The 24075-nt window shown below is 44.4% G+C and carries 18 protein-coding genes and 1 pseudogene; 6 read left to right on the top strand and 13 right to left on the bottom strand.

Annotated elements, in window-relative coordinates:
• The first annotated feature begins 117 nt into the window (after window positions 1-117).
• Together ACTIE0_RS10015 and ACTIE0_RS10010 are read left to right on the top strand one after the other, a co-directional pair.
• The gene (locus ACTIE0_RS10015; RefSeq protein ID WP_006620927.1) at window positions 118-642 is read left to right on the top strand and encodes an RNA recognition motif domain-containing protein; all 525 of its coding nucleotides are present in this window, start codon (window positions 118-120) and stop codon (window positions 640-642) included.
• Window positions 643-824: 182 nt separating this feature from the next.
• Window positions 825-1226, top strand: a complete 402-nt coding sequence (locus ACTIE0_RS10010; protein ID WP_008049203.1) for a hypothetical protein — start codon at window positions 825-827, stop codon at window positions 1224-1226.
• Window positions 1227-1231: 5 nt separating this feature from the next.
• Here the strand turns inward: ACTIE0_RS10010 and ACTIE0_RS10005 are convergent, their stop codons facing one another.
• Both ACTIE0_RS10005 and ACTIE0_RS10000 read right to left on the bottom strand, forming a co-directional pair.
• On the bottom strand, window positions 1232-1930 hold the full coding sequence (locus ACTIE0_RS10005) for a potassium channel family protein (protein ID WP_006668113.1): 699 nt from the start codon (window positions 1928-1930) through the stop codon (window positions 1232-1234).
• 81 nt (window positions 1931-2011) lie between these two features.
• Window positions 2012-3346, bottom strand: a complete 1335-nt coding sequence (locus ACTIE0_RS10000) for a TrkH family potassium uptake protein (RefSeq protein ID WP_006668112.1) — start codon at window positions 3344-3346, stop codon at window positions 2012-2014.
• A gap of 335 nt (window positions 3347-3681) precedes the next feature.
• Here ACTIE0_RS10000 and ACTIE0_RS09995 point away from each other — a divergent pair, with 335 nt between their 5' ends.
• The 3 genes from ACTIE0_RS09995 (at window position 3682) to ACTIE0_RS09985 (ending at window position 9090) form a co-directional block, all read left to right on the top strand.
• Window positions 3682-7665, top strand: a complete 3984-nt coding sequence (locus ACTIE0_RS09995) for a magnesium chelatase subunit H (RefSeq protein WP_006620922.1) — start codon at window positions 3682-3684, stop codon at window positions 7663-7665.
• 245 nt (window positions 7666-7910) lie between these two features.
• Window positions 7911-8207: an HU family DNA-binding protein gene (locus tag ACTIE0_RS09990; protein WP_006620921.1), complete on the top strand. Its 297-nt coding sequence runs from the start codon at window positions 7911-7913 to the stop codon at window positions 8205-8207.
• Window positions 8208-8406: 199 nt separating this feature from the next.
• The gene (locus ACTIE0_RS09985) at window positions 8407-9090 is read left to right on the top strand and encodes a class I SAM-dependent methyltransferase (RefSeq protein WP_006620919.1); all 684 of its coding nucleotides are present in this window, start codon (window positions 8407-8409) and stop codon (window positions 9088-9090) included.
• A 248-nt stretch (window positions 9091-9338) separates the two neighbouring features.
• Here the strand turns inward: ACTIE0_RS09985 and ACTIE0_RS09980 are convergent, their stop codons facing one another.
• A complete protein-coding gene (locus tag ACTIE0_RS09980; RefSeq protein ID WP_006668111.1) occupies window positions 9339-11630 on the bottom strand; it encodes a ribonuclease R family protein in 2292 nt (763 codons plus the stop codon).
• Between the two features lie 290 nt (window positions 11631-11920).
• On the opposite strand from ACTIE0_RS09980, the gene ACTIE0_RS09975 reads away from it, so the two are divergent.
• Window positions 11921-12667, top strand: coding sequence for a hypothetical protein (locus ACTIE0_RS09975; RefSeq protein WP_006668110.1), 747 nt, complete (start codon window positions 11921-11923; stop codon window positions 12665-12667).
• 314 nt (window positions 12668-12981) lie between these two features.
• Here the strand turns inward: ACTIE0_RS09975 and clpP are convergent, their stop codons facing one another.
• The 10 genes and pseudogenes from clpP to ACTIE0_RS09925 all read right to left on the bottom strand — a co-directional run.
• Window positions 12982-13584 (bottom strand): ATP-dependent Clp endopeptidase proteolytic subunit ClpP, encoded by a 603-nt coding sequence (gene clpP, locus ACTIE0_RS09970; protein ID WP_006668109.1) that lies wholly within the window; start codon window positions 13582-13584, stop codon window positions 12982-12984.
• Window positions 13585-13642: 58 nt separating this feature from the next.
• On the bottom strand, window positions 13643-14779 hold the full coding sequence (locus ACTIE0_RS09965) for an acyltransferase family protein (RefSeq protein WP_006620914.1): 1137 nt from the start codon (window positions 14777-14779) through the stop codon (window positions 13643-13645).
• A gap of 23 nt (window positions 14780-14802) precedes the next feature.
• Window positions 14803-17799, bottom strand: coding sequence for an FAD-binding and (Fe-S)-binding domain-containing protein (locus tag ACTIE0_RS09960; protein ID WP_006668108.1), 2997 nt, complete (start codon window positions 17797-17799; stop codon window positions 14803-14805).
• Between the two features lie 15 nt (window positions 17800-17814).
• Window positions 17815-19176: a hypothetical protein gene (locus tag ACTIE0_RS09955; RefSeq protein WP_006668107.1), complete on the bottom strand. Its 1362-nt coding sequence runs from the start codon at window positions 19174-19176 to the stop codon at window positions 17815-17817.
• Between the two features lie 78 nt (window positions 19177-19254).
• Window positions 19255-20658 carry a hypothetical protein gene (locus ACTIE0_RS09950; RefSeq protein WP_006668106.1) on the bottom strand — a complete coding sequence of 468 codons (1404 nt, stop codon included), beginning with the start codon at window positions 20656-20658 and terminating at the stop codon, window positions 19255-19257.
• Window positions 20659-20746: 88 nt separating this feature from the next.
• The gene (locus ACTIE0_RS09945; protein WP_006617091.1) at window positions 20747-20911 is read right to left on the bottom strand and encodes a DUF5989 family protein; all 165 of its coding nucleotides are present in this window, start codon (window positions 20909-20911) and stop codon (window positions 20747-20749) included.
• The gene (locus ACTIE0_RS09940) at window positions 20911-21405 is read right to left on the bottom strand and encodes an SxtJ family membrane protein (RefSeq protein ID WP_006620909.1); all 495 of its coding nucleotides are present in this window, start codon (window positions 21403-21405) and stop codon (window positions 20911-20913) included. Before ACTIE0_RS09940 ends, ACTIE0_RS09945 begins: the two co-directional genes overlap by 1 nt.
• 16 nt (window positions 21406-21421) lie before the next feature.
• Window positions 21422-23359, bottom strand: a complete 1938-nt coding sequence (locus tag ACTIE0_RS09935) for a carbamoyltransferase family protein (protein WP_006620908.1) — start codon at window positions 23357-23359, stop codon at window positions 21422-21424.
• 95 nt (window positions 23360-23454) lie between these two features.
• A complete protein-coding gene (locus ACTIE0_RS09930; RefSeq protein ID WP_235720133.1) occupies window positions 23455-23688 on the bottom strand; it encodes a hypothetical protein in 234 nt (77 codons plus the stop codon).
• A pseudogene (locus tag ACTIE0_RS09925) lies at window positions 23681-23987 on the bottom strand (RNA-guided endonuclease IscB); the annotation flags it as partial. The pseudogene ACTIE0_RS09925 and the gene ACTIE0_RS09930, both read right to left, overlap by 8 nt.
• Window positions 23988-24075: the final 88 nt, after the last annotated feature.

The raw sequence follows: 24075 nt of genomic DNA, 5'->3' as shown, positions 1-24075 counted from the left end.
CAAGTGGTCTTTTTTGTCAAGTCAAGGCTGAGTTTAATTATGATTTATTAACGTGATCTGAACTCAACAAGATTTTTCAACTCAAATATCAAATTTTTCCTACTGGAGGTATCACTAATGTCCGTTAGATTGTATGTTGGAAACTTACCCAAAGAACTCGATCGCAAAGAATTGCAAGCTGTATTTGCAGAGGAAGGCGATACGATTTCAGCGAAAGTGATAACCGACCGCAAGACTGGAAAATGTCGCGGTTTCGGGTTTGTCACCGTCCAAAGCGATGATTTAGCCGATCAAATCGTTGAGAAGTACAACGGCTTTATGTTCGGGGAAAATGCGCTAAAAATTGAAAGGGCGCAACCTCGTAAGAAAAACAAGCCAGAGTCTGAAGAGGGTCGTAGTTCTGATGGTGGAGAGGCTACAGCTACGGCTACGCCTGGTGTTGTTGCTGCTAACCAGTCTCCCACTTCTAGCCCAAGTTCTGCACCTACAAAAAGTGGTGGTGGTAAGAAGAAAAAATCTAATCGGAATCAACAAGGTTCTGCTAACGCCAACTCTAGCAGCACTCCCGATTCCATTCAGCCAGATCCCCGCTGGGCGAATGAATTAGAAAAGCTAAAACAGATGCTATCTGCTCAAGCCTAAGTCTCCGGTTGAGGCTTCGGTTTTTGCATATTTGGTCAACCATCCCAGACTGTAAATTTCTCAATTATGATCAGTTCTGGGATGTTGGTTGGTGTGGCTGATCTGGTTGGTATCTTGATCGCCTATTGGGTAACAAATCAATTAGGATTGCTATATTCAGCAATTTTGATAGGATGATCATGATGTACGAGCCGCCATATTTTCTGTTAGCTGCTGGCTTATGGGTTGGTATTATCTGCTGTGTTCCCTTTGTGGCGACCCTCAAGCAACTGGTCAACGACTGGAAAATTAATAAATCTAGTCGTGCGATCGCCCAATTACGGGGATTTAGGATGCTCGCTCCCTATTTAGCTTGCGCGGTAGGGATCTGTGTTTTCCTCGCTTCCTGTTTGCAGATATTTGCCATTTCTAGCCGTGTAGCTTACGCCTTATCCGTTCCCGTCACCGTAATGATGGCGGGTTCGGTATGGTTTCAGTTCACCCGTGTATTAGATCAATTAGAGCAACGAGGATCTCAGGGAATTGATTTAGATGATCTGAGTTTAGGGAAAATCATTCCTCAGTCTAATCCTGGTAGGGAATAGTTACCCTAAATCGGAAGTCGGTTAATATCCTGGTTTGACCCCAAAACCACCATAATAGTCCCCTTCTTTAAACGTTTGTTAGGTAGGGGATTGATTTCTAGTGTTTGATTTTCCGTGCGTATAGCCAATAGGTTCAAACCGTATTTGCTACGGAGTTCTAATTGAGCGATAGTTTTAGTATCAAAATCATCAGGAACCACCATCTCCACGATACTATGATCAGGGTCTAGTTCAAACTGATCCACGAGTCTAGGCTTAGTCAGGAGTCGCGCCAACTCCTGTCCCATTTGTCTTTCGGGGAACACAACTAGATCCGCACCCACTTTTTTTAACAATTTTACATGGGTTTCTGAGGAAGCCTTAGCCACGACATTCGCTACCCCGGCTTCTTTGAGGTTAAGGGTGGTGGTAATACTTTCGGCGAGGAAACTCCCCACGGCGACAATTACGGTGTCTAGTTCAAATATTCCCGCCTCTCGTAAAGCTGACATTTCGGTTGAGTCTAATTGTAAAGCATGGGTAGCAATGCGATCGGTTAAAGCCGCATTGACCCTTTTTTCGTCATTATCAACGGCGAGAACTTCATAGCCTGAAGCATTGAGAGTCGAACAAACAGCCTGTCCAAAGCGACCCAAGCCAATGACTGCAAATTGTTGTTTTTCGGCGCGTAAATTCCGAAAAAAGTTAAGAGATGAAAGATTCATGATGTCCTAACAATCCTATGAAATAGATAATAATCTGTTGATTTTACCATTGCTAGAGTTTACCTGGTAGATAATCAATAGTTAACCCACCAATAGGTTTTCTTCTGGATAATCAATTGATGAAGGTTGAGGATCACCCAAAACCGCAGACATTAGCAATAATACTCCCACCCGACCAATATACATGGTGGCAATAATAATTAATCTACTGAGCATCGAAAAATCTCCAGTGATGCCAGTAGACAGACCTACGGTTCCAAAGGCTGAGACAATTTCAAAAAAGATGCTACCAAATCCTAATTCTGGTTGCATAATCACAATTAATAATGTGGCTACACAAACCACAGTAATGGAACCGACCAAAACTCCGACGGCTTTTAAAATCAAAGGGGAGGGAATTTTGCGCTGATAACATAAGACTTCATCTCGACCTTGTAGGGCTGCCTTGGTGCAGTTTACCAATATTCTTGATGTAGTGGTTTTTAAGCCGCCTCCTGTACTTCCTGGACTAGCACCAATAAACATTAGGATCATAGTAATCAAAATTCCTGAATATGTCATATCTCCTATAGATATGGTGTTAAATCCAGCGGTTCTGCTGGTGACAGATTGAAACCAGGCGGCTTGCATTTTGCCGAATATGGTTAAACTCTGCAAGGTTTGAGGATTATTAAATTCGGTGATAAAAAAGAGGAAAAACCCGGAAAATAGCAGAATTATAGTGGTACTGGTGACAACTTTAAAGTGTAGAGAAAAATCCCGACGCATTGGTTCTTTATTTAATGTAGTTTTAATCCACAAAAAAAGTTCCATGATTACTTGATATCCTAAACCACCAAAAATAATTAAAATACTCATTGTTATATTGACGATGGGAGAGGATACATAATCAACTAAGCTCTCTTCCAATAAGCTAAATCCGGCATTATTAAAGCCATTTACACTATGAAATATAGCCAGCCACAGACTATTTTTTAAGCCATAATCCGGAAGAAAAACAATCATTAATAAGATAACTCCGGCAATTTGAAATAAGGCCATAGTCGCTATAATAGATCTGAGCAGTGGCATGACTCCAGCGATTCCGGCGGTATCCAAAGATTTTTGGAGTGCTAATTTATCTCGGAGCCCAAATTTTCTGCCAATTAATAGCAGAAGTATGGTGTTGGCGGTCATGTACCCCAAGGCTCCAATTTCCACTAAGCTAACTAAACAAAAATGCCCCCAAAATGAATAAAATTCGCTAACATCAACAACTGATAAACCCGTGACACAGACGGCAGAAGTGGCGAGAAATAGTGCGGTAATAGGATTGCCAAAACTACTGTGATAAATGGTATCATCCATCCATAAGAAGAATGTGCCGATCGCAATTACTGCTAAGAAGCCGAGACAAATAGTTCTTGGTACAGTCATAAGAGGTGTCAAACTTTATATAGAAAACTTTATCCTAGATCATAAAATTTAACACTTGTGTATATAATCAAGACTGTTAACTGGGCAATTTATAAATTTTTGTTGCAAATATTGGCCAAAATTTTGTCGAATTGTGTCAAAAAGTGGCTTCCACTAACCACTTTGGCTCATTTTATGGTAATAATACTCAATGGTGAAGTCATCAGGGTTGTCTCCTAGCGGGACGGCATCCCATGTAGGACGTTGCCAAATGTTGACCGGATCGATCGCTGATCCACAATAGTCTACCTATCCAGACAGCTTTAGAGCAGAACACCGAGGAACGAACACTAAATATGTTTACCTACGTCAAGCCTACCGTTAGACACATTAAACCGGATTCCCTCAACGGACGATCGCTTCTAAAAGTCGTCTATATTGTGCTAGAGGCCCAGTACCAGAGCGCTTTGTCAGCAGCAGTGCGGGCCATAAATGAAAAAAATCCGAACTTGGCGATCGAGATCAGTGGTTATCTGATCGAGGAACTGCGAGACCCGGAAAACTACGAAAACCTTAAAAAAGACCTAGCCGAGGCTAATGTTTTCATCGCCTCATTAATCTTTATCGAAGATTTGGCTGATAAAGTGGTGGAAGCCGTAGCCCCATACCGCGATCGCTTAGATGTGGCGGTGGTGTTTCCTTCCATGCCACAGGTAATGCGCCTTAATAAAATGGGCAGCTTCTCCATGGCACAACTGGGACAAAGCAAAAGCGCGATCGCCCAGTTCATGAAAAAACGGAAGGAAAAATCTGGCTCCTCCTTCCAGGACGGAATGCTGAAACTTCTGCAAACCCTCCCCAAAGTCCTGAAATATATGCCTATTGATAAGGCTCAGGACGCGCGGAACTTTATGCTGAGTTTCCAATATTGGCTGGGTGGTTCTCCAGAAAACCTGGAAAACTTCCTGCTCATGTTGGCAGAGAAATATGTTTTTAAGGGCCAAGAAAAACTGCACTTTGCGGAACCGGTCACCTATCCCGATATGGGAATTTGGCATCCCCTGGCCCCTAAAATGTTCGAGGATGTCAATGATTATCTGAGTTGGTATAACGGGCGCGAAGATATCCCAGAGGACACGAAGGACCCCCTAGCGCCCTGTGTGGGCTTGGTGCTGCAACGCACCCACCTAGTCACGGGAGACGATGCCCATTATGTGGCTATGGTGCAGGAACTGGAAGCTATGGGGGCGCGAGTGGTGGCAGTATTTGCGGGAGGTCTGGATTTTTCCAAACCTGTAGATACCTACTTCTGGGATACGCCACCCAAAGGCATTCCGGCTCAACCTCTGGTTGATATCGTGGTTTCCCTGACGGGGTTCGCATTGGTGGGAGGTCCGGCTCGCCAAGACCACCCGAAAGCGATCGACTCCCTAAAACGGCTCAACCGTCCCTATATGGTAGCCTTGCCCCTGGTATTCCAAACTACGGAAGAATGGGAAGAAAGTGAATTGGGATTGCATCCTATTCAAGTGGCGCTACAAATTGCTATCCCGGAATTGGATGGGGCTATTGAGCCGATTATTGTGTCAGGACGCGACGGAGCGACGGGAAAGGCGATCGCCCTCCAAGACCGCATCGAAGCTATCTGTCAGCGGGCGCTCAAATGGGCTAACCTGCGGAAAAAACCAAAACTTGATAAAAAAGTCGCGATTACTATTTTCAGTTTCCCGCCGGATAAAGGGAATGTCGGAACCGCCGCCTATTTGGACGTATTCGGTTCCATCTATGAGGTGATGAAAGCGTTAAAAAATAACGGTTATGATATCCCGGAAATCCCAGAGTCTCCGGGCGCTTTAATGCAGCAGGTTATCCATGATGCTACTGCTCAATATCAAAGCCCAGAACTGAATATCGCCTATAAAATGTCGGTAGAACAGTATGAACGACTCACCCCCTACTCGGAACGTCTCCACGAAAACTGGGGACCACCTCCGGGACACCTGAACACGGATGGGGAAAATCTGTTAGTTTACGGAAAATCCTTCGGAAATCTGTTTATCGGGGTACAACCGACCTTCGGCTATGAAGGCGACCCCATGCGTTTGCTGTTCTCCCGGTCGGCGAGTCCTCACCACGGCTTCGCGGCTTACTATACCTACCTAGAACAGGTTTGGGGCGCAGATGCTGTGCTGCACTTTGGGACCCATGGTTCCCTAGAATTTATGCCGGGAAAACAGATGGGAATGTCTGGGGAATGCTACCCGGATAACCTGATTGGGACTATTCCTAATCTGTACTATTACGCGGCTAATAACCCCAGTGAGGCGACTATTGCTAAACGCCGTAGCTATGCGGAAACTATCTCTTATCTGACTCCGGCGGCGGAAAATGCGGGACTCTATAAGGGTCTCCAAGAACTTAACGAATTGATTGGGTCTTACCAAACTCTGAAAGATAGTGGTCGCGGGGTGCAAATTGTTAGCACCATTATCGAAAAATCCCGTATGGTGAACTTGGATCAGGATATCGCCCTGCCGGAACAAGACCCAGCAGAACTTACCCAGGAAGAACGCGATCATGTGGTGGGACGGGTTTATCAGAAACTCATGGAAATTGAGTCTCGCCTGCTTCCCTGTGGGTTGCACGTTATTGGTAAGGCTCCGAGTGCGGAAGAGGCGATCGCTACTTTGGTTAATATTGCCAGCTTAGACCGGGAAGAAGAAGGGATACTCAGTCTGCCTCGGATTATCGCTAATAGCATTAATCGGGATATTGAGGAACTCTACCGCAACAGTAACCAAGGCATTCTCGCGGACGTTGACCAATTGCAGCACATCACAAATGCTACCCGTGCGGCGATCGCTGCTTTAGTTCAAGAACAAACCGACGCAGAAGGCCGTGTCTCCAAAATCTCGCAACTCAACTTCTTTAACATGGGGAAAAAAGAACCCTGGTTGCAAGCCTTACACGACTTGGGCTATACCCAGATTGACCCCGAACCCATGAAACCCCTGTTTGAGTATCTGGAATTTTGCTTGAAACAGGTTTGCGCCGATAACGAATTGGGAGCCTTGCTCCGTGCTTTGGAAGGAGAATATATCCTTCCCGGACCTGGCGGCGACCCCATTCGCAACCCCGACGTTCTCCCCACTGGGAAGAATATGCACGCCCTGGACCCTCAGTCTATCCCGACTGTCGCGGCAGTTAAATCGGCTCAAATCGTGGTAGACCGACTCCTAGAACGGCAAAAAATGGAAAATGGCGGTCAATACCCAGAAACTATCGCGGTTGTCCTGTGGGGAACTGATAATATCAAAACCTACGGGGAATCCTTGGCCCAGGTTATGTGGATGGTTGGAGCCAAACCGGTTCCCGATGCTTTGGGTCGGGTCAACAAGTTGGAGTTAATCCCCCTGGAAGAATTGGGCCGCCCTCGCATTGATGTGGTGATTAACTGTTCGGGAGTGTTCCGCGACCTGTTCATCAACCAAATGAATCTGCTCGACAAAGCGGTTAAAATGGCAGCGGAAGCGGATGAACCCCTGGAAATGAACTTTGTTCGCAAACACGCCCTACAACAAGCCGCAGAGCTAGGTATCAACATCCGACAGGCTGCTACCCGTGTTTTCTCCAATGCTTCTGGTTCTTATGCAGCTAACGTTAACTTAGCTGTGGAAAATAGCACCTGGGAAAGTGAGGCAGAATTGCAGGAAATGTATCTAAACCGCAAGTCTTTTGCCTTCAATTCGGATAATCCGGGGATGATGGATGATAACCGTCAGATTTTTGAGGCTTCCCTGAAAACTGCTGATGCTACATTCCAAAACTTGGATTCTTCGGAAATTAGCTTAACTGACGTTTCCCACTATTTCGACTCTGACCCGACCAAAACTATCGCCAGCTTGCGGAAAGACGGGAAAAAACCGGCTTCCTATATCGCGGATACCACGACGGCTAACGCTCAAGTTCGGACTCTCTCGGAAACTGTGCGCCTAGACGCACGGACGAAGATGCTCAACCCTAAATGGTACGAGGGGATGCTTTCTCATGGTTATGAGGGGGTGCGAGAGTTGTCTAAGCGTCTGGTTAATACCATGGGATGGAGTGCTACTGCTGGGGCTGTGGATAATTGGGTTTATGAGGAAACTAACGAAACCTTTATCAAGGACGAGGCTATGCAGCAACGTCTGATGAATCTTAACCCCCATTCTTTCCGTAAAATGGTCACAACTCTGCTGGAGGTGAATGGTCGCGGGTATTGGGAAACTAGCGAAGAAAATCTCGATCGCCTGCGGGAGTTATACCAGGAGGTTGAAGACCGCATTGAGGGGATTGAGTAATCTCGCCTTGGGTGATTGTCAAATTGCCCTGACTGCTGTTGTATGCTGTATCCTGAGCCTGTAAATCCTATTCTGTAGTATTTTCGGGCTCAGGCCCCCCTCAAAAAGGATTCCCAGGGTGCCGAAGGCGTGAAACTTAGCGCGAATTTTAAGGTTTATACTTGTCAATTTCTGATAAGTCTGAACTGCAAAGCGCGATCATCAGGGCAAAATCACCCACTGAAAATGATTCTGGAGGTATTTCGATGAATAAAGAGCAGTTGGTTCAGGAAACATCTATCAAGGCTGGCGTTACCAAAAAACAAGCGGATGCCATTATTTCGGCTATCTGTGAGTGCATTATGGATGCTGTGGCTGAGGGGGAAAAAGTCACTCTAGTGGGCTTTGGTTCTTTTGAGGCTCGCCACCGCAAGGCTCGTGAGGGTCGTAACCCTAGCACGGGACAACCCATGACCATTCCTGCTACTACTGTTCCAGCTTTCTCGGCTGGGAAAGCCTTTAAGGAACGGGTGGCTAACGAAAGTAACGAAAACGTGGCATAGACTTGCTGACAGGGGCGATCGGCAATTTTCAGCCTCACCCCTGTTTTTTTGTGGCATTTTCTCAACCGCGACGGCTACCCCCTATCAGTACAACACCATCACCTAACCGGGAGAGGCGATCGCATTTTTTACCACTAGCATATATGGCGATTCTCTATGGGTTGCCATGATTTAGGAGTTTTGGGAACTGGGCAAAATTATGGGATTTACCGTTAATCAAGTGATTCCTTGGGGACGCAGTTTTGATGAGTATTTGCAAATGTTTGCTCTCAGTGAGGATGATTTGCACTGCTCTTATTTGGACTGTGCTGGGGGTCCGGCGAGTTTTAATGCAGTGATGACCCGCCGAGGTTATTCTGTGGTTTCCTGTGACCCTCTTTATCGGTTTTCCACTGCCCAAATTAGCGATCGTATTCAATTCGTTTTGCCTATAGTAATCCAACAGGTAGAAGCTAACCGGGAAGACTACATCTGGCATCAAATAAAATCCCCAGAACACCTCGCACAGGTTCGTAAAGAGGCGATGAATGAGTTTTTGGCTGATTTTGACCAAGGACGACAAACCGGGCGTTATATCGACGCAGAACTGCCGCATTTGCCTTTTGCTGACCGTCAGTTTGACCGAGCTTTATCGGCTCATTTTCTATTTTCCTATAGCGATCGTCTTTCCGAAAAGTTCCACCGAGATGCTATCCTGGAATTATGCCGGGTAGCCAGTATTGTTCTTCTATTTCCCCTAGTTAGTATTGGGGGAGAGACTCCCGAATTTTTCCCAAGATTAATTGAGCAATTAACAGCTTTAAAATATTCCGTAGAAATTCAATCAGTCCCCTACCATTTCCAAAAAGGGGGTAATCTGATGATGAAAATAATTTCCCGTTGACATGATTCTATAGCAGCAATTCTGATGGTGTGTAGCCTCCATAATTATTGGGTGATTATCGAAATTGTCCCGTCCTACTCCCCTAGGAAAATAGTCAAAAAACCCGGTTTTTTAGCCTAATCAAAGCTCAATAAAAACCGGGTTCCACTGGGTAGAGTCTGATGGTGCGTAGGGCCGATAATTATCGGGTTATTATCGGAATTTTGCGGTTATACTCCCCCTAGGGAAATGGGGAAGCTACCAGATAGCTAAAAACTATCGTCATGGTCATCAATAGCTTCACTACCGCCACCAACAGCAACCAAATCAATCTGTTGACGGTAGTAGTCTACGCTCTTAACCTGAACTTCCACATTATCGCCAAGACGGTACTGATTGCGGTTTTTGCGACCGACTAAGGTTTGCTGACGGGAACGGTATTCGTACCAGTCATCTTTCAGAGAAGACACATGAACTAACCCTTCGACCCTGAGAGTTGAACCACCAGGAGACTCTAGTTCAATCTCGACAAAAAAGCCATAGGACTGAACCCCAGTAATTAAACCGATAAAAGTTTGACCGGTGCGTTCTTTCATAAACCCAGTTTTTTTGAGTCCCTCTAGGTCTTCCTCAGCATCAGCGGCGACGCTTTCCCTTTCGCTGAGATGAACGACGAGTTGAGCAAACTGGGTTTCGAGATCATGTTGTAACTCTGAAGGTAAGACATTCCAGGAAATTTTGCCCTCTGATGAGGAATGATGGAGGTTAACTGGTTCTTTGGAACGAGTGGAACGGCGATCGCGTCCCTCTTCAAATACGGCTTTGAGAACCCGACAAATTTGCAGGTCACAATAGCGAGAAATGGGTGAGGTACAGTGAGTATAGGCGGGTAATGCCAAGCCAAAATGCAGTTTAGGAACGGTACTATAAACAGTAGGTTTGAGACTATCTTCAAGTAGATAAGTTAATACCCGTTCGGCACGAGTATTTTTCAGAGCTTGGGTAAATACTTGAAAATCTTGGGGTTGAATTTCGGCTTCATCATCAAGCTCTAGTTCAAGGCCATGATGAATAGACAACTTGATCAATTCAGCGACATCAGCGGGGTCTGGGGCGGCTTGAACGCGATAGATAGCAGGAACCCCAAGGGATTGCAGGTGGCAAGCAACTACCTGATTAGCTAAAATCATCAACTCAGATACCATAGCCTGAGAGACTAATTTAGTGCCAGAAACCATGGGTCCGAGTTCCCCTTCGTCATTAAAATGACAATGGGTATCAGGAAGATTCATTTCAAAACCACCGCGCAACTCCCGCATTTGTCGAATGGCGCGACTGACTTCTAGGAGGTCTTCTATAATCTTATCTTCGGAAGATTCGCCATCAAGAATACTTTGGGCTTCCTGATAAGTTATTTGTCGGTCAACGCGGACGATACTAGGCTGAATTTCATATTCTAGGATTTTTCCAGTCGGACCTAGTTCAATCATGATGGACAAAGCCAGGCGATCTTCTCCTGTAACTAAAGAAATGCGATCGCAACTGAGGGGAGCGGGAACAATAGGAATATATTTATCGGCTAAGTAAATGCCGATACCCCGCCGCCTGGCTTCGCGATCTAAGGAGGTGTCTGGTTGAATATAATGGGAGCTATCGGCGATATGAACCGCTAATTTCCAGTTCCCGGAATCGGTTTCTTGCAAGCTGAGGGCGTGGTCAATGGTATATGGACACGGTTCGTCTTCTGGCTTTAAGACAGAAAATTCGGGATTTCCCAAATCGGGGCTAAAGGAAAGAGTCGGCTCGTCGCGCAGATCAAGTCGATTTTCCAGGTCGCTATTTTTGAGAGTAGCACTAGCTGCTAGGAGGATTTCGGTTTCCTGTAGTACACTTTTGGGAAAGGACCGGGGTAAATCATGTTTACAACAAACAATATCCAGGTCTTCTGCTTCCTCAGCATCAGAACCCAGAACTTGTACCACCCTACCCACAGGGCGATGAATACCCAGAGGATAGCGCACTACTTCGACATGAACCAGGTGATCGACTGCATCAACGAGTTCCTCTGGGGGGTTGACCAGATTCATTTCAAATAGCAATCGGTCATCTAGGGGGACGGCGCGATATCCTTTTTTGGTTTCTTTGACGCGAGCGAGTACGGAGGGGTTAGCTCGCTCTAGGATTAGATAAACTTCTCCTTCGGGGGAACGACGACGGGAGCCTTCTTTAATAATTCTCACCAGGACGCGATCGCCATTCCAGGCGGTACTCAAGTGACTTTCCCGGATGTAGACATCCTCGGCACTTTCCGCGTCTTGAATCGCAAAGCAGAAGCCTTTGCTGGAACATCGCAATTTGGCTTCTACAATACTCTCCTGTTCTATACGACGATAGCGGCCCTTATCTTTTTCCAAAAGGCCAATCCGCTCTAAAGCATCAATGGCGATCTGAAATTTTCGCAGACTCTCTTCATCAGAGGTCAGTTTTTTTTCCAGAGCCTTGGGGGCTACAGATTTATCCTCTGTAAAGTTGGCTAACAGTGTAGCGATTGAAAATTCCATGTAGCGATTTTCCTTCGTGATGTCGATGGGGATAGGTAGTTCTAACGCCACTTCTGCCTTTGTTAGTTTCAGCCACTTTTCCAGGACTCACTTTTTCCCACCATGCCAACCAATCACCCCTGAGAGACAGTGATACAATTTTAGTTGAGAGCGATCGGCAACCTTACAGAAAATGCTAAGGGTGGGATGTACAACGATGCCCCACAGGTGGAAAAGTGTTTTCTGGGGCAGAGGAGCTGCGTCGGAGACCACATTCTAACCAATTATATCCTATAAGTTTACTGAAGATTATGTTCACTCAATTTAGAAATCGCTATCCCACAGGGGGACTTATCTCTGAGTTAATTGCTATTGAGAACAATCAATATATTGTTCGGGTATCGGTACAGGTGGCCGGGGTAACTCTGGCATCGGGACTAGGTATGGCTGAAACTGTGGAGTTGGCTGAGGATAGGGCCAGAGAGCGATCGCTACAGTGTTTGGGGTTACACAAAATCGGGGATAATTTACCCAAGGCTGATTTACCTAATATGGAAGACAGTTTACCGAGTCCCGTTGTTTATAATCTATCAAATCAGTCGGCTGTGGACTCACCCACCACTGGCGCGGAAACTCTGGGGCTTGACTCCATGGCTATGCCTTCTGATGAGTGGCTATCTGCTACCTATATGAAGCCTAAAACCGGGTCTCCATCTTTACCTGATGCCACAACTACCCAAAACCCAGCCCAAACCAAAGCCCGAGGCGCTTCTCTGCCCCATTTGCCCTCCGATGAACTAGAAACCCCCGAAAATACGATTATTCATGAGCCAGAACCGCCATCAGTGACACTTTCCCAAGGGACTCGTTATAATACTGCTTACCATGTTGATGATATGTCTGACGATATTGCCAAAACAGATATTGAGTTGCGAAGATTAGGTTGGACAGCGGAACAGGGTTCTACACATCTACTAAAAACCTACGGAAAGCGATCGCGTCGCCATTTAACTCCTGAAGAACTGCTAGACTTTTTACACTATTTACAATCTATTTAGCATTTTTGATAGTTCCCAACAACCCCCAACCCCAAAGGGGGGTTTATTAGTCTTCTTGTTAGCATAGGTAATTGACAGCGCCACCCCAAAGGGCGGGTTGATGACTCTTCTGCTGACCAGAGGTAATTGACAGCAGAACCTCAGAGGGCGGGTTGATGACTCTTTTGCTGACCAGAGGTAATTAACAGCAGAACCCGCCCCTACAATTATCAATTATCAATTATCAATTATTCATTATTAATTATTAATTGCCTAACCCGCCCCTACATTAAATCCCAGAGGGAGAGGGGCTTGGGACTGTGCGATCGCCTATGTTAACTATCAACGGGATTAGATGCAGAAGGACGGCGACTAATGACTTGATCGATGAGGCCGTAATTAACCGCATCTTCGGCGGACATAAAGAAATCCCTTTCTGTGTCTTCTTCGATACGGGACAGGGGTTGTTCTGTGTGTTTAGCGAGATTTTCGTTAAGTTGCCGTTTCAGATACAGAATTTCTCTGGCCTGAATTTCAATATCGGTAGCTTGTCCTTGTGCGCCTCCGAGGGGTTGGTGAATCATAATCCGGGAATGGGGGAGGCTGTAACGCTTTCCTTTAGCCCCGGCGCTGAGGAGAAATGCCCCCATACTGGCTGCTAGTCCCAGACAGACGGTGCAGACATCAGGACGAATATGGTTCATGGTGTCAAAGATGCCCAATCCCGCATTAACCCCGCCTCCTGGGGAGTTGATGTATAGATAAATGTCTTTTTCGGGGTCTTCTGCGTCTAAAAATAGCAGTTGGGCCACAATTAAGTTAGCAACATCTGAGTTAACTTGGGTTCCTAGAAACACGATGCGATCGCGCAGGAGTCGGGAGTAAATATCAAAGGCGCGTTCACCACGGCCTGATTGTTCGATGACGGTTGGAATCATAACGTGCTGCTAAGACTGTTAATAGATACTGTAGATATATTGTAGCGATTTTCTGTGCCTAGACTTTCAGAAACCACCGACGATTATACATAATATAGGCGATCGCCCACCAAAATATGACTGTGGCTACAGCATACATCAGCGATCCATTGAGTGGCCCCGCCCAGGATACAAATATATTTTCATAGATCCAGGTTTTCAGATTAGGGCTAACGGGTCCGCTACCTACCGGGATGCGTATTAAGATCCTGGCGAGTAAGCCGGAAGCCACAAATAGAAATATGGCGTTAACTCCCATAATTTCCAAAGGTTTCCCCCACCGTCGCCAGTTTTTTACTTCTATGACCCCATAACAGAAGGCTAATAATAGCAGTCCCCAGCCAGCGGTCACTAATACAAATGAACTGGTCCACAGTGCCTTATTAATGGGAAACCATACCCCCCACAAATAGCCGACCACCAGGCTACTGAGGGCAAACATTACTAGGTTAATGACGGTGAAACTGTTTCGGGGTTGGGATTTTAGCCATTCTCCGGTAAGATAGCCGAGGATTACGGTAACTGTAGCGGGTGCGGTGCTAAATAATCCTTCTGGGTCGTAGGGACCGCCTCGCCACAAGTGATGGGAACCTAAAATTGTTTGGTCTATGAATGCGCCTAAGTTGCCTTCTGGTGACAGGTTTCCTGGGCCATAGCTGGGGACGGGAATTATGGTCATGGCTACCCAGTAACCTATGAGGGTGAGAATGGAAATTAGCCACAATTGCCGTCGCGACAGGTTTAAAATGGCGATCGCAGTTAGTCCATAGGCGATCGCTATTCGTTGTAATACTCCCATGATTCGGATATTGGCTAGGTCATAGTGGGGAAAACCATTTAGGAATAAGCCTAACAGAAATAGTAGTAGACATCGCCGCCCTATTCGGCTATAAACTGATGGGGGTACTTTCTCGCCCGGTAAACGATGTTCTCGGGCAAATTTGGACAGAGAAAAGGCGATCGCTACTCCCATAATTAATAGGAAACTGGGGAAAACTACATCGGTGGGGGTGCAGCCATCCCATTCGGCGTGTTGCAATACCGGATACATATAACCCCAGCTTCCGGGGTTATTCACCAGTATCATGGCGGCGATCGCTATACCTCTAAATACATCAAGGGATATTAAGCGCATTTTAGTATTTTTCCAGGTCATCAATTTCCACAATACCTCTGAGTTTACAGTAATTTTAGTAATGCTTGGATGGGATGATTGGGGGTAAAATGACTAAATCTGTGAATTTGCGATCGACAAGAATAACCTGTGACTAAGATTTGATTGGGATTATCTATGGTTGAGATAATTCGCCCCCAACTACTATTATAAATGTCCTGGGATTGCTGATAGTGTTCGGCTTCATGACCATATATTCCCGCCATTCCGCAACAGCTTGTATTGACGATATTTAATTCTAATCCCATAGTAGTAAATAGCTGCTGCCATTGTTTTTGAGAGGTTAAAACCGCAGTTTTTTCCTGGCAATGTCCGAACAGAAAATAAGGCTGACTGGCGCTGAGTTTCGGTAAGCGATCGCTATTTTGGCTCAGAAACTCTTGCAGTAAGTCAATGGTTGGTAAGGCTGGACTAAAATTGAGTATTTTCGGGTATTCATCCCGATAGGTTAAAACTATACTAGGTTCAATACCAATTAGGGGAATTTCTAGGGATTTTAATTGTTGCAACCATTCGCAGTTTTGGGAAGCGATCGCTTTAAACTCTCGTAAAAATCCTTTTACATGAGTGGGTTTACCACTGGGAAAAAAATCGGGTATATATACATTATATCCTAATTTGTGCAGAAAATCATAGATTGCTAATACCAGGGAAGATTCATAAAAACTGGTAAAAGCATCCTGTAGCAAAATCACACTACATTCCTTTTCAGACCCACTTAAATTTTGCAGCCTATCCAGATTAAATTTGGGGTGGTGGCGCGTCCGTAAACCTTCCTTGAGGGTGGGATGACTCACTACCGGAGGATCGACTATATTTAACAGAGTTTTAGTCGCCGCTTTTGATAGAGGATTTTGGCTTAATATATGAGCTATTATCGGATGCACAGATTGCCACTTTGACAGCGTTTCAATATGGGCGATTAGATAATCTCTAAATGGTCGCAAATATCGAGTATGATAAAGATACAAAAACTTAGATTTTATGTCCGGGATATTCACATGAATCGGACATTGACTAGCGCAGGCTTTACAGGATAAACAGCCATTCATAGCCCCATAAACTTCCTGGGAATAATCATAATCTCCCCGCCATTGTTTGAGGGTATTCCAGAGGCGCATGATTAAAGTTGTCGGGGTTTCCGTAATTTCATCACCATGATTTTCTAGGAGTCTTAGCCACTCCCGCAATAAACTCGATCGCCCTTTTGGGGAATGAATGCGATCGCGAGTTACCCGATAGGAAGGACACATCACATCATCAGGATCGAAGTTAAAACAAGCGCCATTACCATTACAATTAAACGCCCCTTCATATTCACTAATTTTACTAGGATTAACTTGGCGGTCAAATTCTCCCCGCATAGGTGAATCTAATTTAACTACTGTATCTAAACTATCTATCGGCGTGACAATTTTACCCGGATTTAGTCTATTTTGGGGGTCAAAGATAGTTTTCACTTCTCGGAAAACTTGATATAATTCATCTCCCAAAAACTCCCGTGTATATTCACTCCTAAAACCTTTACCATGTTCTCCCCAAAATACTCCCCCATATTTACGCACTAAAGCCACAACGCGATCGGATAATTTGCGGACTAATTCTGCATCTGCGGGAATCTTCAAATCCAAAGCCGGACGCAAATGCAAACAACCAACATCTACATGACCATACATCCCATAAATCAGATGATATTCTGCTAATAAACCCCGCAATTCTCCAATATACTTAGCTAGATGCACTGGGGGAACCACAGTATCCTCTATAAAAGGTATCGGTTTACGATTTCCCCGTTGATTTCCCAGGAGTCCCGCCCCTTTACTACGCAGTTTCCAGAGATTGATAATTTCCTGATTATCCCTCGCCAAATAATAACCACTTATACCCTGATTACCCCCTTTAAGTTTCGCAATAATTGAGTCTATTTTAGGTTGAATATCAGCCTCGCTTTCTCCCACAAATTCCACTAGATTGATAGTCCCAGAAGACGGGATAAAATCCTTAACAGCATCATAGATTTCATCCTGTTTAGCCAAATTAAGAATCGTCTCATCAATAGTTTCGATCGCCCCTGGTTCCGAGGCTAATAAATCCATAGCCCCTTCTAAAGCATAATTAAAACTTTCATAATGAATAACCAGTAATTTTTTCGCCTGGGGAATTGGCGTAAGTTTAAGTTTGGCTTCCGTGATAATTCCTAAAGTACCTTCCGCGCCTGCTAATAAGTAATTCAGGTTAAAAGTTTGTTTGTCCTCAGAATAGACTTTAGCCAAGTTATAGCCAGTCATAAATCGGGTAAGTTGAGGAAATACCTGATTGATTTTATCTTGGTTATCCGTGAGAAGGTTATCCAGACAATTATAAATATTTCCTACTCTTCCCCCTTGCTTTTTAAGGCGGTTTAATGCTATAGTATCCATAGGGAAGGATAGGCTTTCCGTCCCATCTGGTAACACCCAGGTTAACTCTAAAATGTGTTGACTGGTTCGCCCATAAATTCGCGACCCCTTACCACAAGCATCAGTGTTAATCATTCCCCCAATAGTCGCCCGATTACTAGGCGCTACTGAGGGCGCAAAAAAGACACCATGAGGCTGTAAACATGAGTTAAGTTGGTCTAAAACCACCCCCGGTTGAACGCGAACCCATCCCTCCTCTAAATTGAGTTCTAAGATGTTATTCATAAACTTAGAACAATCGATAATAATTCCCCTAGATAAGGATTGACCATTAGTTCCGGTTCCCCCTCCCCGTGGAGAAAAGGTGATATTTTGATAGGGAGTTTGACTAGCTAGTTTAAACAGAATCACTAAATCATGATGGTTTCTGGGGTAAACTACTCCCTGGGGAAGTATCTGATAAATACTATTATCAGTGGCGGTTACTAAACGAGTAGCAAAATCTCCCTTAACCTCTCCAGAAAAATCAGTTTTTTCTAACTGATTCAAGAATCCCCAATAATCGGGATTAATAGTATTTTCTGGCTGTAAATTAGGAATCATCAATCCTCCTTTATGCTAGTCAGTTAGAGGTTCATTAGCCAAGTTAAGATTTGGTGGATTTAGGCGTTGATTAAGTATATTTTTAATACTTTCCGCCACATAACTCGAAAGGATATGTTCACCAGCCGGGGTATAGTGACAACAGTTATCAATGTACATAATTTCTGGCGCAGCATCAAAAATATTCACCCCATTAAAAATAGTTACCCCCGCCGCCTCCAAGTCAGCAATTCGATTTAATAGCAGAGGATAACCTGCTACAATAGGCTGGCGGTAAGGGGTATTATCAGTAAATGCGATCGCTTTTTCTTCGCTGCTAAAAACCCTATTAGTGACATGATATTGGTTAGGTTGCAGAATATGGAAATAGGGAATATTTTTCGCAGATAAAATATGATTAATCACCGTAGAAGTTCTCACCCATGTATCAGTAATTTTAGCCAAGGCTTTCTCTTCCGGTAAAACTGACTCTTGAGTATAAAATAAAAATACGCTGCCTTCTCCCCCGTCATGATCAGGAATTTGTTGATATCTTTGAAATCGTTCAACCTCCTGGTAATAATCTTTAATTAATCCCTGGATAGCCAGATTATTGATAGTATAACAAGAAGCCATCCGACAATTTTTTAAGTTAGAAGCAACCTGATTAATTCGGGGTTTAGCTTGCTTAATTTTAAGTATACTTTCTAAGGCTTGGGTAGATAAACTATTATTGGCTAAATTAGTTAAAGGTTGTATGTGGGATGCACTTGGCATTGTTAATTCCAGTTTTTTTTCATTATTAACACTAGATAAAGCCAGTTCATTAAACCCATCAATATTAATCACCATATCAAACACCTGACCCACAGACAGCAGATAATTCAAAATCAAAAGCTGTTGTGGCTGTTTATAGCCTCCCGTAGCAAAGGATAAAATAATTAGTTCTTTATTTTCTAAACCCGGAACTTCTCGAAGTTTGGCTTCTAAAATGCCATTTTGAATCTCATAGATAGAATAGTTAGAAGCTACTGACCCCCCAAATACTCCCACGATAAATTGATTTTCGTTAGTTTTCACAAAGGGATAATTATATGGAGAAATAAAGCCATAGTTATTATATTTGAACCCCGGACGAAAATCAGGACCCGGTTTAGGTGCATATCCGAAATAGGGATGTAGTCTTTCTACGATAGAAATTTCCATCCTCATACCTTCTAGGTTCAAACCCATTTCTTCAATGCTGCTTGGTCGTTGACGAGTATAAAATAACTGATTATGGCGGACTAAATAAAAACCCAGGGAACCCAATTCTACAAAAAACCCTAACAACAATAGGTTAATTAAGATAATTTTGCCAACTTCTTTAATTTGCTTGCGATTAAATTTGTGTTTCATTATCATAGATTAATAGGGGGTGAGAATCATCGAAACTGTCAAACATTGGCAACTCATATATAAGTTATAGCCGAATACTTAGGGGGTTGTTGACTGGAGACGGTTAACAATGGAATTGCCAATATATTCGGTAAAGATTTCTTGACCTCTGGGTGTATAGTGACAACAACTGTCTCTATATACCGTTTCTGGTTTGGTGTCAAAAACTGTCACAGCATTGATAACATTAACCCCAAAATTTGGCAAATCTTCCCCTCTAGCAAGTAACCGAGGATAGCCTTGTCTAACTCCTTCTATATACGGGTTATCATCAAAAATGGCAATTTCTTCAGCGGTGAAAGTTCTTTGGGTGGGATGATACTGATTAGGCTGTATTACGTGAAAATAAGGGATATTTTTATTTGCTAAAGTTTGATGAATCATTTGGGAAGAGTTAAACCAAATATCTACCATTTTATCAAAGGCTATGTCATCTGGTAAAACCTGGGGATTTTGGGGTATGGAAATTAAACTATTAGCTAAATCATCTTCATTTTGTCGTAACTCAATCTGCATTGTATCTAAGGCGGATACCTGGCTTTGATATCTTCTAGTTAGTTGATTAACTTGATAGGAATTCCAAGCATAACAGGAGGCGAGTTTACAGTTTTCTAAACGCTGAATTTGACGGACTAATTTTTCCCTGGTTTCGTTCATTTCCGCCAAAGCTAAAACCACGGGAATATTAGTATTAGCCAAGGCGGTTAGGGGTTGAATGTGTTGGAAACTCGGCATGGAAACTGGGACAGATGCTTGATTATTTAATGGTGGTAATGCGACTTCATTAAAACCATCAATATTAACCACTAGGTCTAATTCCTGACCAATGGATAAAAAGTAGTTGAGAATTAATAACTGTTGAGGTTGTTTATAACCCCCATGAGCAAAGTTTAAGATAATAAATTCTTTATTTGCTAATTCGGGAACTGTTCTGAGTTGTTGAATTAAAGTATTTGATAATTCCTTGTGAGTGACTTCATAGTTGGCAAAATCAACGGCTACAGAACCGCCAAAGATACCAATAATAAACTGATTATCATTCTGTCTGATAAAGGGGTAATCGTGGAGAGCAAAAAATCCGTAGTTATTCACCCGCAAGCCAAAGGGATTATCCGCAAATAAGCCGGGTTTTAATACATAGCCAAAAAAGGGGTGCAAACGCTCTACTATAGCATTTTTGTCATCATTATTGCCAGTGGCTTGTTCCCTAACTCCTATCTGTTCTAAAAGTTGATTAGTGGCGGTTTTATCACGATTATCAGTATAAATAAACCGCTGTTCTGTGACTAGGTAAAACAGGAGAGGTACGACTTCTAAGATGAGTAAAATTAGGGCTAAATTAATGCCCACAATCCCGAGCAACTCTCGATTAACCACGCCGCGTTTAGCGGATTTTTCCTCAATGGGGGTTGATGGTCGTTTAAATAATGGCAGATTTTTCATATAATCCAGGTCAGGAAAATCAAGAAATTAGGGGGTTAGAAAATTATTCTTTCCCCCAATTGCCAACAATTTCGACGCTAATACAGTATCAAAATAAAGTATAAATGAAAGGTGCGATCGCTGACCCTTGACTAAGGACAATCAGAGCCCCCAATAACACCATAGTAATAATCAACGGTAGCAGCCAATATTTTTTGCGCTCCCGCAGAAAACCCCACAAATCTTTCAGAAAATCTAATGTTGCTTCAAACACTAGAAAGGACGCTCCATACTTACTCTTGAACGGACTTGACTGGGAACCCGGTAGGTTGATACGTTAGGATCTAGATCTCGTCTCATGGCATCAGAGCCAAATAAACGCTTAATCGCCCCCATCGGTGCAATCATAACGTAAAACACAGCCCCCAAAATAATTCGGGTATTAATCCCAGCCAAAACCAAACCTATCCGCATCCAAGTATAATAAATCGGATTGAGAGTTGACGGAGACAGGAAAGACCAAACCCAGAGAATAGTGGCTACGACCCAGGGCCAAGCTGGGGGCGGCCAGTGGCGGAAAATTAATGGTAGCAGTAAGCCGAACAAGCCAGCACAAATTGCACCTGTTGTCAAGCCAAATTCCCGCAAGCCTTTTCGATCAAGTTTGGGGATATCGTGATCAGTCATAGTGGATTTTTGCAACCAATTATATAACAGAGAACTGAGAACCGGGAAAAACAGCGATCCTGGGGGGAGAGAAGCCACCATAAGTGGCTCCTAGGGATTAATCTAACTCAAACTCATTTTTCCAGGAATCATCTTTTGACCAGGGAGTTTGTGCAGTTTTGGCGAGTAGATAATTTTCCAAAACGAGATAATCCATCTCGGTCCGCATAAAGCAGCGGTAGGCATCTTCGGGGGTGCAAACAATAGGTTCACCCCGCACATTAAAAGAGGTATTAACGAGTAGACCGCAGCCTGTAAGTTTTTCAAAATGACTAATTAGACTGTGATAGCGGGGGTTAGTTTCTGGGTGTACAGTTTGAATGCGTGCGGAATAATCGACATGGGTAATAGCGGGAATTTCGGACCGGGGAATATTGAGCTTTTCAATCCCAAAAAGTTTTTCTTGTTCGGGGGTCATAGGAATCCGGCGAGACTCCTTAACGGGAGCCACCATCAACATATAAGGACTGTGGGTATTGTGTTCAAAATAATCAGCGACACGCTCTGCTAACACGGAAGGCGCAAAGGGTCGGAAAGACTCCCTATATTTAATTTTCAGATTCATGACGGACTGCATTTTAGTGTTACGAGGGTCGCCAATAATTGACCTACCTCCCAAAGCACGCGGCCCAAATTCCATCCGACCTTGGAACCAGCCGACGACATGACCATTAGCTAAAATTTCGGCTAACCTAGGCATCAATTCAACATCTGCCAAATACATATATTTAGCATCAATGGAATTGAGATAATCCTGAATCTCGGAATTGCTAAAAGAGGGACCCAAATAGGAGCCTTTCATCATATCAGCGGGGGCGGTGCTAGGAATAACCCGAGGGGTTATCGTGGCGACTGCTGTTTCGGTGGCTCCGGCGGCTTCGAGTTCGATTTCGTTCTCTATAGCGGCTGACTGCCTCACCTGGCGGGGTTGTTCACAATATTGATACCAAACAGCCAAAGCTGCCCCTAATGCACCTCCTGCGTCTCCTGCTGCGGGCTGTATCCAAATATCCTTAAAGGGACCTTCTCGCAACAGGCGACCATTAGCTACACAGTTGAGGGCGACTCCCCCGGCTAAACACAGATAATCAACATTGAGTTCTTTTTGTACGGTCCGAGCTAGACGCAGCACTACTTCTTCTGTGACTACCTGAATGGAAGCGGCGATATCCATTTCCCGTTGGGTGAGTTGGCCTTCGGCTTTCCGAGGGGGTCCGTCAAACAACTGGTCAAACTTCTTGTTGGTCATGGTTAACCCGGTGGCATAGTTGAAATACTTCATATTCAACCGGAATGTGCCATCATCCTTGAGGTCGATTAAATGGGTTAAAATCCGATCAACATAGCGAGGTTGACCATAGGGCGCTAACCCCATGAGTTTATATTCGCCAGAGTTGACTTTAAAGCCGGTGTAGTAGGTGAAGGCTGAGTACAGTAAACCGAGAGAGTGGGGAAAGTCGATTTCCCACAGGGGGGTCAGGTTATTACCGTCGCCTAACCATACGGAAGTGGTGGCCCATTCCCCTACACCGTCTAAACACATGACGGCTGCTTTCTGGAAGGGACTGGGAAAAAAGGCTGAGGCGGCGTGGGATTGGTGATGTTCGGTAAACATGAGGGGGGGGAGTTTGGCTTTTTTGACCCCCATGATGGCTGAAAGTTCTTTTTTTAATACGGTTTTCAGATAAAGTTTTTCTTTTAACCAAATTGGCATGGCAGCCAGAAAAGACCGAAACCCACGGGGAGCATAGCTGATGTAGGTTTCTAGCAGGCGCTCGAATTTGACTAGGGGTTTATCATAGAAAATGATGCGATCGACATCGAATAGGGTGATATTTGCTTCCTGAAGACAGTAGCGAATGGCGTTGTGGGGAAATCTGGCATCGTGTTTTTTGCGCGAAAACCTCTCCTCTTGGGCGGCGGCGATAATTTCTCCATCCCGCACGAGAGCGGCTGCACTGTCATGATAGTAAGCCGAGATTCCAAGTATGTTCATTCATATTTCCTCACAGAATGGAATTAAGGTTTTTGGGGTTAGTTGTGGGTCAACGGTTAAAATATCCACAGATTATAGCGAATTCCTGGTCAAGGTTAACGCGAATGGGAAAATTTAATTGCATAAGGGCTGGTAGTCATTAGGGTAAGGGGGTTAGCCGAAACTGGCGATCGCCAACAGACTACCACTGATTCGGTTAAACTCGCACTTGTTCCTGTAGTTGTACCCGAATTTAACGTAGACCTCTCGGGAGCGTGGAAGCGCCGTGTCTTTAGACCGGGGAGGAAACGCGACACGGGGACTAAAGTCCCCGTCAGTCTTTCAAGCATAGGTGTAACCATCCTTTCTGTGAATTGGTTGGCAGTATTTATGGCTGATGCCTGCCACTCTGACCGAGGCAGTGGTAATATCGAAACTGCCGGAAGCACGGCAGAGAACCCGTCCTAACATAGGAGCCAATTTTCTTCCCTGCCGTGACAGTGGCAGTAACGATATCGCCAGTCTGAAAGCCTTTGTGAATTTGTCTCCTTGAGCGGTGACGAGTTGGGAATCCGTACTTATCCGTCCCGCACATCTGACGGGTTCCATGCCCCTTCGCTAAAATCAGCAACGGTTTGGAAGTATAGCACAAGACAGAAAACTTAGGACGTATAATGGAGAGGACGAGATGACTAAGAAGACCAAAAATGCCAGCCCCCTATAGTTACGACCTCAGA

This window comes from Limnospira sp. (assembly GCF_051859755.1).
GTDB classification, from domain to species: Bacteria; Cyanobacteriota; Cyanobacteriia; order Cyanobacteriales; family Microcoleaceae; genus Limnospira; species Limnospira fusiformis.
The sequence above is the reverse complement of the archived record's forward strand: the minus strand, read 5'-3'. Positions and strand labels throughout refer to the sequence as shown.

What these genes read in the sequence shown, in the direction of transcription:
- ACTIE0_RS09980 (WP_006668111.1), bottom strand. Translation starts at nt 11,630, where the DNA reads ATGGAATTTTCAATCGCTACACTGTTAGCCAACTTTACAGAGGATAAA.
- ACTIE0_RS09935 (WP_006620908.1), bottom strand. Translation starts at nt 23,359, where the DNA reads ATGAACATACTTGGAATCTCGGCTTACTATCATGACAGTGCAGCCGCT.
- ACTIE0_RS10010 (WP_008049203.1), top strand. Translation starts at nt 825, where the DNA reads ATGTACGAGCCGCCATATTTTCTGTTAGCTGCTGGCTTATGGGTTGGT.
- ACTIE0_RS09990 (WP_006620921.1), top strand. Translation starts at nt 7,911, where the DNA reads ATGAATAAAGAGCAGTTGGTTCAGGAAACATCTATCAAGGCTGGCGTT.
- ACTIE0_RS09995 (WP_006620922.1), top strand. Translation starts at nt 3,682, where the DNA reads ATGTTTACCTACGTCAAGCCTACCGTTAGACACATTAAACCGGATTCC.
- ACTIE0_RS10005 (WP_006668113.1), bottom strand. Translation starts at nt 1,930, where the DNA reads ATGAATCTTTCATCTCTTAACTTTTTTCGGAATTTACGCGCCGAAAAA.
- ACTIE0_RS09940 (WP_006620909.1), bottom strand. Translation starts at nt 21,405, where the DNA reads ATGGTGGCTTCTCTCCCCCCAGGATCGCTGTTTTTCCCGGTTCTCAGT.
- ACTIE0_RS09960 (WP_006668108.1), bottom strand. Translation starts at nt 17,799, where the DNA reads ATGATTCCTAATTTACAGCCAGAAAATACTATTAATCCCGATTATTGG.
- ACTIE0_RS10015 (WP_006620927.1), top strand. Translation starts at nt 118, where the DNA reads ATGTCCGTTAGATTGTATGTTGGAAACTTACCCAAAGAACTCGATCGC.
- ACTIE0_RS09955 (WP_006668107.1), bottom strand. Translation starts at nt 19,176, where the DNA reads ATGAAACACAAATTTAATCGCAAGCAAATTAAAGAAGTTGGCAAAATT.
- ACTIE0_RS09930 (WP_235720133.1), bottom strand. Translation starts at nt 23,688, where the DNA reads ATGCTTGAAAGACTGACGGGGACTTTAGTCCCCGTGTCGCGTTTCCTC.
- ACTIE0_RS10000 (WP_006668112.1), bottom strand. Translation starts at nt 3,346, where the DNA reads ATGACTGTACCAAGAACTATTTGTCTCGGCTTCTTAGCAGTAATTGCG.
- clpP (WP_006668109.1), bottom strand. Translation starts at nt 13,584, where the DNA reads ATGATTCCAACCGTCATCGAACAATCAGGCCGTGGTGAACGCGCCTTT.
- ACTIE0_RS09985 (WP_006620919.1), top strand. Translation starts at nt 8,407, where the DNA reads ATGGGATTTACCGTTAATCAAGTGATTCCTTGGGGACGCAGTTTTGAT.
- ACTIE0_RS09965 (WP_006620914.1), bottom strand. Translation starts at nt 14,779, where the DNA reads ATGACCTGGAAAAATACTAAAATGCGCTTAATATCCCTTGATGTATTT.
- ACTIE0_RS09950 (WP_006668106.1), bottom strand. Translation starts at nt 20,658, where the DNA reads ATGAAAAATCTGCCATTATTTAAACGACCATCAACCCCCATTGAGGAA.
- ACTIE0_RS09975 (WP_006668110.1), top strand. Translation starts at nt 11,921, where the DNA reads ATGTTCACTCAATTTAGAAATCGCTATCCCACAGGGGGACTTATCTCT.